14 protein-coding genes are annotated in these 14,253 nt (G+C 39.6%); 4 read left to right on the top strand and 10 right to left on the bottom strand.

The features are described from left to right. The first annotated feature begins 4 nt into the window (after nt 1-4). Nucleotides 5-931 carry a YihY/virulence factor BrkB family protein gene (locus ABEG20_RS02000; protein ID WP_406825746.1) on the top strand — a complete coding sequence of 309 codons (927 nt, stop codon included), beginning with the start codon at nt 5-7 and terminating at the stop codon, nt 929-931. 6 nt (nt 932-937) lie between these two features. Here ABEG20_RS02000 and ABEG20_RS01995 read toward each other — a convergent pair whose 3' ends face one another. From ABEG20_RS01995 to ABEG20_RS01980, 4 genes are all read right to left on the bottom strand, one after another. Next, nucleotides 938-1,372: a MarR family transcriptional regulator gene (locus ABEG20_RS01995; protein ID WP_205056655.1), complete on the bottom strand. Its 435-nt coding sequence runs from the start codon at nt 1,370-1,372 to the stop codon at nt 938-940. Between the two features lie 190 nt (nt 1,373-1,562). Continuing rightward, nucleotides 1,563-1,982: an organic hydroperoxide resistance protein gene (locus ABEG20_RS01990; protein ID WP_406825745.1), complete on the bottom strand. Its 420-nt coding sequence runs from the start codon at nt 1,980-1,982 to the stop codon at nt 1,563-1,565. Between the two features lie 183 nt (nt 1,983-2,165). Next, nucleotides 2,166-2,756: a porin family protein gene (locus ABEG20_RS01985; RefSeq protein ID WP_406825744.1), complete on the bottom strand. Its 591-nt coding sequence runs from the start codon at nt 2,754-2,756 to the stop codon at nt 2,166-2,168. Nucleotides 2,757-2,769: 13 nt separating this feature from the next. After that, on the bottom strand, nt 2,770-3,066 hold the full coding sequence (locus ABEG20_RS01980; protein WP_090499133.1) for a hypothetical protein: 297 nt from the start codon (nt 3,064-3,066) through the stop codon (nt 2,770-2,772). 134 nt (nt 3,067-3,200) lie between these two features. On the opposite strand from ABEG20_RS01980, the gene ABEG20_RS01975 reads away from it, so the two are divergent. Then, the gene (locus tag ABEG20_RS01975) at nt 3,201-4,355 is read left to right on the top strand and encodes a tetratricopeptide repeat protein (protein ID WP_406825743.1); all 1,155 of its coding nucleotides are present in this window, start codon (nt 3,201-3,203) and stop codon (nt 4,353-4,355) included. On the opposite strand, the gene ABEG20_RS01970 is transcribed toward ABEG20_RS01975, so the two are convergent. The 5 genes from ABEG20_RS01970 to ABEG20_RS01950 all read right to left on the bottom strand — a co-directional run bounded on the left by ABEG20_RS01970 (nt 4,352) and on the right by ABEG20_RS01950 (nt 11,211). Beyond that, entirely contained in the window at nt 4,352-4,813 is a 462-nt protein-coding gene (locus ABEG20_RS01970; protein WP_406825742.1) for a DUF4268 domain-containing protein, read from the bottom strand. The genes ABEG20_RS01975 and ABEG20_RS01970 overlap by 4 nt on opposite strands. Nucleotides 4,814-4,982: 169 nt before the next feature. Beyond that, nucleotides 4,983-7,631 (bottom strand): family 78 glycoside hydrolase catalytic domain, encoded by a 2,649-nt coding sequence (locus ABEG20_RS01965; protein WP_406825741.1) that lies wholly within the window; start codon nt 7,629-7,631, stop codon nt 4,983-4,985. Nucleotides 7,632-7,777: 146 nt separating this feature from the next. Continuing rightward, entirely contained in the window at nt 7,778-8,362 is a 585-nt protein-coding gene (locus ABEG20_RS01960; protein WP_406825740.1) for a riboflavin synthase, read from the bottom strand. Nucleotides 8,363-8,569: 207 nt separating this feature from the next. Continuing rightward, entirely contained in the window at nt 8,570-10,081 is a 1,512-nt protein-coding gene (gene accC / locus ABEG20_RS01955) for an acetyl-CoA carboxylase biotin carboxylase subunit (protein ID WP_406825739.1), read from the bottom strand. A gap of 104 nt (nt 10,082-10,185) precedes the next feature. After that, nucleotides 10,186-11,211, bottom strand: a complete 1,026-nt coding sequence (locus ABEG20_RS01950) for a threonine aldolase family protein (RefSeq protein ID WP_406825738.1) — start codon at nt 11,209-11,211, stop codon at nt 10,186-10,188. Nucleotides 11,212-11,430: 219 nt separating this feature from the next. On the opposite strand from ABEG20_RS01950, the gene ABEG20_RS01945 reads away from it, so the two are divergent. Next, nucleotides 11,431-12,291, top strand: coding sequence for an N-acetylglucosamine kinase (locus tag ABEG20_RS01945; protein ID WP_406825737.1), 861 nt, complete (start codon nt 11,431-11,433; stop codon nt 12,289-12,291). A 173-nt stretch (nt 12,292-12,464) separates the two neighbouring features. Here the strand turns inward: ABEG20_RS01945 and ABEG20_RS01940 are convergent, their stop codons facing one another. Further along, nucleotides 12,465-13,154: an NrtR DNA-binding winged helix domain-containing protein gene (locus tag ABEG20_RS01940; protein WP_090499147.1), complete on the bottom strand. Its 690-nt coding sequence runs from the start codon at nt 13,152-13,154 to the stop codon at nt 12,465-12,467. Between the two features lie 111 nt (nt 13,155-13,265). On the opposite strand from ABEG20_RS01940, the gene pfkA reads away from it, so the two are divergent. After that, nucleotides 13,266-14,252, top strand: a complete 987-nt coding sequence (pfkA, locus tag ABEG20_RS01935; RefSeq protein ID WP_406825736.1) for a 6-phosphofructokinase — start codon at nt 13,266-13,268, stop codon at nt 14,250-14,252. Nucleotide 14,253: the final 1 nt, after the last annotated feature.

Genomic DNA, 14,253 nt, shown 5'->3' with positions numbered 1-14,253 from the left:
AGTAATGCCATCGATAATACCAGATCTGAAGTTTTTTTTCTCGACCATAAGAAAAGCATTTAATTTATTTCAGCAAAATGATCCCTTACGGTTGGCCGGTGCTACTGCTTTTTTTACCAATTTCGCTTTACCTCCAATATTAATTATCCTGATCAGGCTTTTCGGTATGTTTACCGATAGAAGACTATTGGCTACACACCTGTTCGAGCGTTTAGCGAATATTCTGGACAATGAAAGTATTTTACAGATCAGAACTACCTTAAGAAACATCCGGGGCATCGATCAAGCCTGGTATGTTACCTTGTTTAGTTTTATCTTTTTTCTTTTTGTAGCTACCACGCTATTTAACGTAATAAAGAACTCCTTAGAGCAGATCTGGAATATTGGCCAGAAAGACAAAAAAGGGATCATTAATACCCTTAAATCAAGAGCGATCTCTGTCACCATTATTTTATTGGCTGGAATATTATTTTTTATAGGCCTGCTGGCCGATAGTGTGCAGGCCTATATCGGTGCTTTTCTGAAAAACGGAGCCCCTTCTTTTGGTTTAATTTTAACTTCGGTTATTAATCAATTGGTTTTTGTAATCATCGTAACCACCTGGTTTACCATACTTTTCAGGTATCTGACCAATGGTCGCCCTACCTGGCGGGCAGCCATTTCAGGAGGTTTGTTAACAGGATGCCTGTTCACTGCCGGAAAGTATATCTTAAGGATTTTACTGCCGCTAAGCAACATCAGCAACATTTATGGATCAGCAGGATCCATTATCGTGATTATGCTTTTTGTATTCTACTCTTCACTGATATTCTATTTTGGCGCTTCCTTTATAAAAGCATTAAGCGTTGGACGTGCCACGCCTATTGTACCAAAAAATGGGTCTTTTGCTTATGAACTGACCGAAATCGAACAGGAAAAAGAAGAAGACTAACTGGCGTTATACCGCCAGGTTTTGGATCAATTTATCAAGCAGGCTTTTTAACTGGATAATTTCTTCAGGGCTTATCCCAAGCTGTTCTCCAAGCTGAGCACGTAAAGCCGGGGCTTTTTCTTTTAATGCCTTTCCCTTTTCTGTAAGTGATATGACGATGCTTCGCTCATCTTTTAACGATCTCACTCGCGCTACAAGACCAGTTTCCTGCATCCGCTTAAGCAATGGGGTTAAGGTATTCGATTGCAGCATTAATTTCTCAGCAAGCAGGCTTAAATTAACGGAATCATTTTCCCACAACACCATTAAAACCAGATATTGTGGGTAGGTGATGCCCAGGGTATCAAGCACGGGCTGATAACATTTGGTAACCAACCTCGAAGCAGCATAAAGCGGAAAACACAACTGATTTTCCAGTTTTAAAGACTCATCTATTTCCATCACACTGTTTTTATCAATAAATATTCAGCTAATTAAATCATTTTATCCGAATTTGCTGTTGAACACTAAAATCGGTTTTATTTTAACTGGAACAGCGCAGAGAAATCTTTAAGTTATTTAAAGATTTCTCCACTATGGTTAAAATGAAGGGCATCTCCATCTGCGCTCACGCCTGTGCTTAATTCAATAATTAAATTACTTCTAATTTAACATCAATGTTTCCACGTGTGGCATTTGAGTATGGACATATTGCATGTGCTTTTTCTATCAGTTGTTGAGCCAGCGTGGTCTCTATTCCAGGGATGTTCACTTGTAAAGATACGCCTAATTTGAAGCCACCTTTTTCATCAGCATGTAGCGATACATTTGCTTTAACTGACGATGGCTGTTCAGGTTTAACCTTTTCCTGATGCATCACCAGGTTTAATGCACTATCAAAGCAAGCTGCATAACCCGCAGCAAAAAGCTGTTCTGGATTAGTAAACCCATCGCTAGTACCGCCCAGTTCTTTTGGCATTCTCACTTCAAGTTCTAAAACACCATTTTCACTTGTTATTTTTCCATTACGCCCGCCAGTTACTGTAGCGCTTGTTTCATATAACGTTTTCATATATTTCAAATTAATTTTTATCGCATACGATTATATCGTTTGCGATACAAATATAAGTAACTATTTAAAAAAAGCAAATTAATCTGTAAAGAATCTCCATAGCAGATGCGCACAAAAAATCTCAGGCATAAAAAAAGGTGTTCATTTAACAAACGAACACCTTTCTGCTTTTATTGATTTTTATTATAAAATTCTATAACCCAAACCAATTGTAAATAAATTTAACTTGGTACCAGGATAACCTGATTTGTTTATTTTTGATAAGCCCAGTTCATAACGTGCATCAAAACTTAGTTTTTTAAGGTCTAAACCTGCTCCAAACTGCCAGGCTAAAGCCTGATTTTTAAAGTCGGCACGGAAAACGTTTCCTGCTGCCTGACCAAAACTTTGGTTTTCGTCCAATATCAATGAAAACATTGGTCCGGTGTTTAAACGAAGGCCTACACCAGCGGCACCAAATTTAGTACCCACCAGTAAAGGCACGTCCAAGCTCGTAAAACGCACCTTATTTACCTCTCCTGTTGCATCACTTACCAAATCTGCTTTTTTTCCTGATAAGTAAAGCTCAGGTTGAAAATAAACGCCTGCTGCACCTACCCTGGCCCAAAGGCCACCATAAAAACCAGTGCGGTTGTTACTGTTAAAAGTGTTTTCACTATCAAATTTCGAAAAATTTGCACCAGCTTTAACACCCAGCTGGAATGACGGCAGTACCTGTGCGCTGGCAAATAAGCCAACTAGCAAAAAGGCAACAGTTAAAGATAAATATTTCATATGCGGTTAAATATTAGCTGGTGGCATTGTTAATAGCTTCCTGTTCTTTTAAAGCATCAACATTGTTTTTATCACCAAAGTTTTGTGTTTTACCTGCAAAGTAATCTAAAATTCCTGAGATAGTATCTAAGTTATCAGCTAAATTTTGATGAATATCCGGTAAATCTTTTTCCAGACGACTGTCGCCCAATTCGATATTATCTACTTCAATTTTAGCAATTTTCTGAATAAGTGCCTGCTTAGAATTTTGTAAATCTTCCAATTCACGCACAATCTTTTCCATTAATTCAAACTTCTTTAAAGTATTCATAGGTTCTTATTTTTTAGTTAAACTATTCCTTATAAACCCCTTAGTGCAGGTTTTGTTTTATTTCATCAATCTTTTAATGAACAGATTTGGAAGAATCAAAAATAACTAATAAATTAGTTTAAAAATAACCAGTCATGAAAAATCTTCTTATTCCATTAGTTTTATTCATTTTAACTTCAACTAGTTATGCACAAGATGCAAAAACTGTAGATAAGGAGAAACTCTTCGACCTTTACCAAACCCAGCGTTATGACCAGGCTGCCCAGTACCTTAAAAGCATTTATGGAGAAGAAGTGAATGATTTTAAAATACTCAGCCAGATTGGATATTGTTTTTTAATGGCAGGCAATAATGTTGAAGCAGAAAAATTTTATGCCAGGGCCTACACGCTGCAACCCGGGAGCCTGCCCGTTCTTTTTAGTCTCGGTAATATTAACACTAAAAGAGGCAATACCGAAAAAGCCAAACTGTATTATGGCGAAATTGTAAAAATAGACAGTAATAATTTTAATGTGTATAAACTGTTAGCCAATTTATATCATTCTCCGAAGGATGACTCGCTTAAACTTATCTACCTTTTAAAAGCCAATTTTATTAATCCATTAGAAAGTGATGTTGCTGCCGACCTTGCTGAAGCCTATTCCACCAATCAACAATATGAAAAGGCTTATCATGTACTTGATATTGCCATCAGGGGTGATAGTAATAATTTAGTTTTGCAAAGATCAAAGCTGCCTATTGCCAACCAACTTAAAAAATATGCCGAAGTAATTGCTTCAGGTGAAAAATTATTAAAGGATGGTGCAGATGCAGGGGTAATAAAAGATGTAGCCAAGGCTTATTATTATACTAAAAAGTATCAAAAAGCGATAGCGCTTTTTAAGCAACTGGAAGCTGTGGCGATGGAGAATGAAGCTACCCTGTACTACACCTCACTCAGTTACCGGGCGTTAAAAGATTATAGCCAATCAGCACTTTATACGAAAAAGACGATCGATGAGGCTATTTCGCCCAATACTTCCAGTTATTATGCTTTATTGGGATTGGTATATGAAGAAAATAACCAACTGGCCCTGGCTAGCGCAGCTTATAAAAAAGGGCTGCAATTTAAAGCAACTGCAACATTGTATTATCGTTTAGCCGTATTTTATGATACCAGTTTAAAACAGGGTAAAAACGCGCTCAAATACTATAATCTTTATATAAAAAGTAAGCCTAGCTTAACGGATGATAAGGAAGAAATTAAATTTTCAAAAAATAGAATTGCACAGCTAAAACTGACCAATTAAACCAGATTTTCGAAAACAGGCTTTACACTGTCCCAAAATTCATCCAGGGCAATTATTCTGGGTTTAAAAAAAGAAATTAGTGCCGGCCAGTGCTGTTGATTAAAAATGCTTACTCCGGTTATGCTGATGGAAATCTGAGATACCGTTTTACCGAAATCATCAGTTGCATTTTTAATCCAGTCCCATTCTTCGCCCACTGTGTTGGTAAATAAGAGTTTAAATTCTTCAAACTGTTCGAAAATAAGATGTCTGATACCGGGATCTGGGTGTGACAGCTGAATGCTGATAAATGCCTTCTTACCATCAACATCCATTTTAAAGAAGATGTTCTTCACACCAGTTTTGTAGTTCGTCCAGTTTACGGTTGAACCACTTGCTGAAGGGACGGGTTTCATGTATTGCCCAAAACTGATCCAAAATTGTTGCCGTAAACGGGCTGCTTCTTCTTTACTGTACATTTATTTTAAAGTCGGTAAGCGAGATATTATAAAGTTAATTTCGATTCGAATTGTCACGTTGAGCCCGTCGAAACACCTGCCATACATTATGCTGGTCCTTCGACAGGCTCGGGATGACAAATCTATATATATGTTCATCTCCTTTAACACGAGGCTGCAATATTAGCGATTAATATTTGTATTCAAAATGATAGCTACCTGATCCTATTTCTTCTTTTTTATCTGCTTTCGGCAATACAACTGTAGCACTTGCATTGGCTGGCACGGTTACATCCAGCTTAAAAATTCCATCTGCAATAGCCCATGATGATTTAACCGTACCGTAAACCGTTTCCAGCTCTGCCGAAGCACTGGTTAATTTACCGCCAGGTCTTGGTGCGATTAAAATGGCTTTATAACCCGGCTTTGCAACAACCGGGTTAATACCGGCTATGTTTTTATACATCCAATCGCCAATAGCGCCATATGCGTAGTGGTTAAAAGAATTCATATCTGCGGTTTGAAATGAGCCATCCTGTTTAATGCCATCCCAGCGCTCCCATATGGTGGTTGCGCCCATTTTAACGGGGTATAACCATGAAGGGTAACTTTCTTGCAGCAACAAGTCGTAGGCTACATCTTCGTGTCCAAAACGGCTTAATACATGGCAAAGGTAAGGGGTACCCAAAAAACCTGTTGTCAGGTGGTTTCCATAATCTTTTACATTATCCACCAGTCTCTGTGCAGCCTGCGCACGTAAGTTTTCTGGCAGCATATCAAATTGCAGGGCTAATACATATGCCGTTTGGGTATTTGAAATCAATTTACCGTTTGGCGTCATATTTTCTTTGATGTAGGCCGCTTTTATCTGATCTAACAACGCATTGTACTTCATTACATCTTCTGTTTTGCCCAATACCTTTGCAGCATTGATCAGCAACCGGGTGGAGTGTGCATAAAACGTTTGGGCAATCATGTACTTATCGGTCACTGCGGCACGGCCGTCGTTGTCATCATTCGGGCGGTAAAACAACCAATCGCCAAAGTGGAAACCCGTATTCCAAAGGTTATTTTTTGCCTTTGAAGAAATATAATCAACCCACTTTTTCATGCTATTATATTGCGTTGCCAATATACCCTGGTCTCCATATGATACATACATATCCCAGGGAACAATAGTTGCCACATCTGCCCATCCGGCAGAACCTGCATCGTTTTGGGTCAGCACATTGGGTATTACAAAAGGAACGCTGCCGTTGGGAAGCTGATCTGCAGAAACATCTTTCAGCCATTTGGTAAAAAAGCCCGATACATCCATGTTATATGCTGCAGTTAAGGCAAATGCCTGGGCATCGCCTGTCCAGCCTAAACGTTCGTCTCTTTGCGGACAATCTGTTGGCACATCAACAAAATTCCCTTTTTGTCCCCAACTAATATTATGCTGTAATTGATTGAGCAGTGGATTAGAGGTACTGAATTTTCCACTGGTTTTCATATCAGAATAAACCGCTACGGCAGTGAGGTTTTCCAATTTTAATTCACCAGGATATCCATCTATCTTGACATATCTAAAGCCCTGAAAAGAAAAATGTGGCTCGAATATTTGCTCCGTTTCACCTTTTAAAATATAATTGTTCTGCTGCCTGGCCGTTCTGAGATTAGTGGTATAAAAATTTCCTTCTTTGGTTAATACTTCGGCATGGCTGATGGATATTTTTGTACCAACTGGTCCTTTTGCTTTCAGCATTACCCATCCCACTAAATTCTGACCAAAATCTGCAACAGTTTCACCTTTTGGCGTTTTAAATATTTTTAAGGCTTTAAATTCTTCATGTTTGGTTACCTGTGGTCCACTCATTCCAACCAGTTTTTCCGGGCCAAAGGCCATTTCCTCTACCGGCTTCCAGTTAGTACCTTCTTGATAGCCAATATTATTCCAGCCCTGGCGCTCTAGCCGGGCATCATAAGTTTCTCCATCATATATGTTAGCGGCCAATATCGGTCCATAACTTGTTTTCCAGCTGTTATCCGATATAATGGTTTCTTTGCTCCCGTCAGTGTATTCTATTTCCAGCTGCATTAACAATGCCCTGGTATCACCATAAAACTGTTTTTGATTATTAAACCCGATACGTCCTTTGTACCAGCCATCGCCTAACATCACGCCAATTACATTGATACCTTTCTTTAGCGATTGCTTCACATCATAAACCTGATATTGAATATGATCTTGATAACTGGTCCAGCCTGGTGCAAAATAAGCATTACCAACACGGCCACCATTAATATTGGCCTCATACAAACCTTTGGCGGTAATATAAGCCAATGCAGAGCTGACTTGTTTTTTCAGCTTAATTTCTTTCCTGAACAATGGACTCGCTAATGAAGTGTCTTTTCCAGCTACCTTGATCCATTTCGCCTGCCAATCTTCAGCTTTTAACCCCGTTTGAAAATATTGTACAGGTGACCATGCAGAAGTATTTCCATGATTATCTTTTACCCTAACCTGCCAGTAATATTTAGTTTTTGATGATAACTGAGGTCCGTCATAATTCACAAGCACCGATTGATCATGATCTACCGTGGTTTTCCATAACACCTTTTCAAGTTTGGGCGAGTTACCCAGTTTGATTTCGTAACGGCGTTGTTTGGTATTTTTTATATCCGAAATTATTTTCCAGCTGAATCGGGGCTTTGGATGATCAATACTAAAAGGATTTACCAAATGCTCAACAGTTAAATCTGTTACCAGGATTTTCTGCCCTAAAGCATTCGCTGTGAATAATAGCAAAAAGACAAGTGGAATTAGTTTGCCTGAGCTGAGGAAATTTTGATTCATATTGGTTAGCGCTAATTTTAATCTTAACGCTACAATATCAGCAATATTCTTTAACTAACAATCCTATCCTGTTATGAAAAATTAAACATTAACATGAACCCAATAGGTTATGTAAATCCTTCAATCAAAAAGGAGATAAAATAAGCTTACCGGTTCATCAACCGGGCAACATATTTGCCGATAATATCAAACTCTAAATTTACCGTATCGCCAACTTCAACTTCCTGTAAGTTGGTATGTTCGAAAGTATAAGGAATGATAAATACCGAAAATTCGTCGTCAGCTGAATTTACCACAGTTAAGCTGATACCGTTTACACAGGCAGAACCTTTTTCTACGGTTACATTTCCGGCGCTTGCGTCATATTTAAATCTATATTCCCAACTACCGTCCAATTCTTCGCGTTTCACACAAACCGCGGTCTGGTCTACATGGCCCTGCACAATGTGACCATCTAAACGGGCATTCATCTGCATACAGCGCTCCAGGTTAACTTTACTGCCAACCTTCAAACCGGCCAGATTGGTTTTGTTCAACGTTTCATCTATAGCGGTAACGGTATGTGTTCCATCATTTAAAGCTACTACCGTTAAACATACCCCGTTATGGGCTACACTCTGGTCAATTTTGAATTCATGACTAATTGCCGAAGATATGGTAAAGTGGATATTGGTATGGTCGTTTTTAATGGCAGTAACCGTGCCAAGTGTTTCTATAATTCCTGTGAACATTTTGTAATTTATTTAAAGTCCGTCATTCCCGCGCACGCGCGAATCTTAATGCCAAAAACAAGCTTTAAAGGCACTAAGATTCCCAATCAAGATGGGAATGACGATTCCATGCAATGATGGTTTAGTATTTATTACCGAGAAAGATGCTGAAACAAATCCGATAGCTATCGGATCAGCATGACGGTCCCATCCGGACTTCTCTATATTTTAATATTTCAATCTATTTTTTCTCCAGTCAGAACTGCTTTTAACCACCTCGCCACTTAATTTTATATCGGTTTTTCCGAATAGTTTTGCAGCAATTACAGCGGCAATCAATGCTTCTGTTTCATCCTGTTTTTTTAAACTTTCTGCTGTAAAGTATTTACCAACAAAGTGTGTATCAAATTTACCTGTTTTAAAAGCCTCGTGCTGCATGACAAATTTACCAAAACCCAAAGTAGTTTCTATCCCCGTAATATCATATTCTTCAATAGCCCTGACCATTCGCGCTATAGCTTCTTCCCTATGTTTGCCATAGGTGATCAGTTTTGCAATCATCGGATCATAATAAATCGGTATTTCCATGCCCTGTTCAAAGCCGTCATCTACCCTTACCCCATTGCCTTTGGGTGTGATGTAAGTTTGCAAAGTACCTATGTCAGGCAGGAAATTATTGGCCGGATCCTCGGCATAAACCCTAAGTTCGATAGCGTGTCCACTGATTTTAAGGTCATCCTGGCTAAAACTCAATTTTTTACCAGAAGCAATTTTTAGCTGTTCTTTTACCAGATCTATCCCTGTAATCAGCTCAGTTACCGGATGTTCTACCTGCAAACGGGTATTCATTTCGAGGAAAAAGAAATCAAGATTTTCATCTAAAATAAATTCTACCGTACCTGCTCCGGTATAATTTACAGAACGGGCTACATCTACCGCACATTTGCCCATTTTTTGCCTGATTTCTTCAGTCAGTACCGCTGATGGCGCCTCTTCGACCACTTTTTGATGCCGCCGCTGCACAGAACATTCACGCTCGAACAGGTGCACAATATTGCCATGGGTATCGCCTAAAACCTGTATCTCAATGTGCCTTGGAGAAGTAACATAACGTTCGATAAAAACAGCCCCATCGCCAAAGGCCGAGGTAGCTTCGCTTACAGCAAGTTGCATCTGTTCTTCAAAATCTTCAGCCCGCTCTACAATACGCATCCCTTTACCTCCGCCTCCTGCAGCAGCTTTAATCAAAATCGGGAAACCAACTTCTATTGCACGCAGCTTTGCCTCGTTTACATCCTGAATGGCCTCCTCCGTTCCGGGAACCATGGGAATATTATATTTTAATGCTGCGGCCTTGGCAGATAATTTGTTGCCCATGGTTTCCATGGCCTGCGGTGAAGGACCAACCAGAATAAGTCCGGCATCGGCAACCATTTGTGCAAAACCTGCATTTTCTGACAAAAACCCATAGCCTGGATGAATGGCTTCTGCACCTGTTAGTTTACAGGCATCGATAATCTTCTCACCAACCAAATAACTCTGGTTAGAGGGCGCCGGACCAATACAAACGGCCTCGTCTGCATAGCGTACATGCAGGGCATTCCGGTCTGCTTCAGAAAAAACAGCAACCGTTTTAATTCCCATTTCCTTTGCTGAGCGCATAATGCGCAAAGCAATTTCGCCACGGTTAGCAATTAAAAGTTTGGAGATTGGGGTTTGGAGTTTGGCGTTATTGGGCATGTTGGTTAGACTTTGTGTATATGCAGATTGTAAATGAACTACCTGACTATTGACCATGAACTATAAAACTATCTGACTTCGGACTCCCGACTTCGGACCTCCAGCTAATACAAATGTAATATTATTTCTATTGCCTGATCAATCATTTCGGCGCTTACATCCAGATGTGTTACCAAACGGATGGTGCTGGCACTGGTGGTATTGCTATGCAGTCCTTTTTCCCTAAGCTGGTGTACAATCTTTTCTGCTGATCCCTTTTCTACTTCAAAAATAACGATATTGGTTTCAACCGGCATTACCGATTTTACATATTTTGCGCTGGCCAGTGCATTGGCCAGTGCCTTCGCATGGGCATGGTCTTCTTTAAGGCGTGTTACATGATGATCGAGCGCATAAATGCCCGCCGCAGCCAAAAAACCTGCCTGGCGCATGCCTCCACCAAAAGCTTTTCTAATTTTACGCGCCTTATGGATCATTTGTTTACTGCCTAATAATACCGAACCTACCGGTGCCCCGAGTCCTTTAGATAAACAAACCGAAATGCCATCAAAATACTTACCGTATTCGCCTGCCTGATCGCCCGTGGCCACCAGTGCATTAAAAACACGGGCACCATCCAAATGCAGTTTTAATCCTTTTATGTTACAAAGGTGATGAATAGGCGCAATCTGCGATAAGGTATAACAGCTTCCACCACCCTTATTTACAGTATTCTCCAAAACAACCAAACTGGAGTTGGGATAGTGGATATTGTCTTCGTTGATTTCAGGTTCTATCAGCTCCGGCGTCAAAATTCCACGTTCCCCATGCAACAATCTTACCGATGCACCGGAGTGGAAAGCAATACCTCCAATTTCGTAACGATAAACATGTGCCGTCTGATCACAGATGACCTCGTCCATTGGCTGGGTAAAACACTTGATGGCAATCTGGTTGGTCATCGTTCCGGATGGACAGAACAATCCAGCTTCCATGTTAAAAGTTGAAGCCAGTTTTGTCTCCAAAGCATGCACCGTTTCGTCTTCGCCAAAAACGTCATCGCCAACTTTTGCATTCATCATCGCATCCAACATTCCCGGGGTTGGTTTGGTTACCGTATCACTCCTAAAATCTAAAAGTCGCTTGTCCATTTCGCTATTTTGTTGTAAAATATTATTGAAGTTAAAAAAAAGACCATTGCCCTTTCTAGTATAATTTTAAGGTTTTTCGGCAATTAGGCGCCTTATATAGTGTATTTTTTACACACTTCATTTTCAGCAACAACAAATTGTTAAAAAATTATTAAAAAAAAGAATACAAAATATAAGACTTTTTATACTTTTATCGTGCTAAAACCAAAAATAAATAAAATGATAGTAATTGCAGACGGCGGATCTACCAAAACAAATTGGTGTTTGATTAACGAGGCCGGCAGAAAAATTTACTTTAACACCGAAGGTTACAATCCATATTTTTCTAAAGGAGAGTACATTGTAAAGTCTTTGAATGAGACTCTTCCGGACCACTTGGAAAGAGAAAAATTGACAGCGGTTTATTACTACGGCGCCGGTTGTTCTACACCTGCAAATGTTAAGATTGTAGCTGATGCCATGCAACAGATCTTCGTCAATGCAAATATCTTTGTAGGTCATGATCTACTTGCTTCATCTAGAGCACTTCTTGGAAACGAGCCGGGATTTGCTGCTATTTTAGGCACAGGTACAAACTCATGCCTTTATGACGGAACTGAAATTACCATGAACATCGATTCTTTAGGTTATTTCCTGGGGGATGAAGGTAGCGGTTCGTATATCGGTAAACGGATTTTAAGCGATTACATGAAAGGTTACATGCCAAAAGGATTGCGCGAAGCGTTTTACGATAACTATGCTTTAACAAACGAAGATATTTTCGATAATATTTACAATAAACCACTGCCTAACCGTTTCTGTGCAAGTTTTAGTAAATTCTTGTACGATTTTAAAGATAACTACGAAGACTATGCTTTCAGCACTATTGATTATGCATTTACTGCATTTTTCGAAGCTTTGGTTATCCACTATCCAAACTATAAAGACCACAAATTAAACTGTGTGGGCTCGGTAGGTTATAGTTTCCGTGATATTTTAAGTATTGTAGCCGACCGTTACGAAATGGGCGTAGGCAAAATTATCCGCTCGCCTATAGATGATCTGGTGCATTATCACCTGGAGTTAGCGCCTAAGGCTTAGTTTTCAGTCCTAAGTCTTCAGCCCTAAGTCTGGAGTCTTTAGTTCCAGAGTCGTATATAATAACAAGCAAAAAAATCCCGGTTTGAATTTCAAACCGGGATTTTTTATTTATAAAAAGCCACATGGCTTTCGGTCTTTAGTTGCCGCTCAATGCCAAACGCTTCCGCTCAACGCTAAAACGAAATCTCCTTACCAAAAAGCTTTGCGTATTTACGCTTATCAAAACGGTATAAGGTAGCTGCACGATAGGAAACACCTTTTTGTTTTTCATCAAGTTCCTTCAGCACACCAAAACTTACAATTTTTTTTCTAAAGTTCCTTTTATCCAGTTTTTTACCCAGCACCAGTTCATAAACATGCTGCAATTGCGTTAAGGTAAATTTCTCTGGCAAGAGCTCAAAGGCAATAGGCTGGTGTTTAATCCGCCGTTTTATTTTTTCTAATCCTTTATCGTAAATTTTCTGATGATCAAAAGCCAATTTGGGCAGATCGGTAATTGGCAACCAATTGGCCCGCTTGGCGTAAGTACTGATGGGGCGTAATTCCTTATCTCCGCCTAAACGGATCAAAGCATAGTAGGCCAAAGTAATTACCCTACCTTGCGGGTGCCTGCCCGGATCGCCAAAAGCATAATACTGCTCCATATAAATACCCCGCAAACCGGTAAGTTCGTATAAAATCCGCGAGGCAGATTGATCTAAACTTTCATCAGGACCAACAATGTTACCAGGCAGTGCCCACCAATCCTTAAATGGTTCTTCATTCCTTTCGATTAGCAGGATTTTTAATTCCTTACCATCAAATCCAAACAAAACGCAATCTATCGAGAATACAGAATCTAAATGAGGTAAAATTTGTTCCAAAGTAAAAATTAGTTATTTTAAGCAGATAAAGGTATGACTTTCAATATTAAGTAAAAAAAATAAAATAAATTACTTAGTGTAAAAAATACACACTATATTCGTGTTATAAAGATGAAGCCAAATATAAAAAATATAGCTGTATTAACATCTGGAGGCGATGCCCCCGGAATGAATGCAGCGATCAGAGCTGTTGTTCGTACCGGAATTTACCACGGCATTAACATGTTTGGGGTAATGCAAGGCTACCAAGGTTTAATAACCGACAACATAAAACCGATGGATGCCCGTTCTGTAAGTAATATTTTACACTTGGGCGGTACCATATTAAAAACTGCGCGCTGTTTAGAATTTAAAACAGACGAAGGTCAGCAGATTGCCTACAACAACTTAAAGAAAAATGACATTGACGGATTGGTAGTCATTGGTGGCGACGGTACATTCACCGGAGCCAGACGTTTTTCGGAAACTTTCGGGGTTAAGGTAATTGGTATACCGGGAACGATTGATAACGATTTAGTTGGATCTGACTTTACTTTAGGATACGATACAGCTATTAACACCGTAATTGAAGCCATTGACAAAATCAGGGATACCGCCGATGCACACGACCGTTTATTTTTTATTGAGGTAATGGGCCGTGATTCTGGTTGTATTGCCTTAAGAAGTTCGATTGCCAGCGGTGCCGAAGCAGTATTACTGCCGGAAAGGGAAACCAGTGTTAATGAATTAATTGATAAACTGGCCCTGGGTGCAGCAACAAAAAAATCGTCGAGCATCGTTATCGTGGCCGAAGGCCATAAACAGGGCGGCGCTTACGATATTGCTAAAAAGGTAAAAGAAACTTTTGACCATTACGATACCAAAGTAACCATCCTTGGTCACCTCCAAAGAGGTGGAAGCCCGAGCAGTTTCGACAGAATTCTGGGTAGTCGTTTAGGTTTTGCCGCAGTAAATGCGTTAATTGCAGGCGAAACAGAGCAAATGGTAGGTTTAAAAGGAAACGAGATCAAATTAACCAGCATAAGAGAGGCTTTAACCGCTCATTCTTTTAAACTCGAACCCGATTTAATGGAAATGACAGAAGTACTTTCAATATAAT

The sequence above is a fragment of the Pedobacter sp. KACC 23697 genome (genome assembly GCF_045348445.1).
GTDB lineage: Bacteria > Bacteroidota > Bacteroidia > Sphingobacteriales > Sphingobacteriaceae > Pedobacter.
The sequence above is the reverse complement of the archived record's forward strand: the minus strand, read 5'-3'. Positions and strand labels throughout refer to the sequence as shown.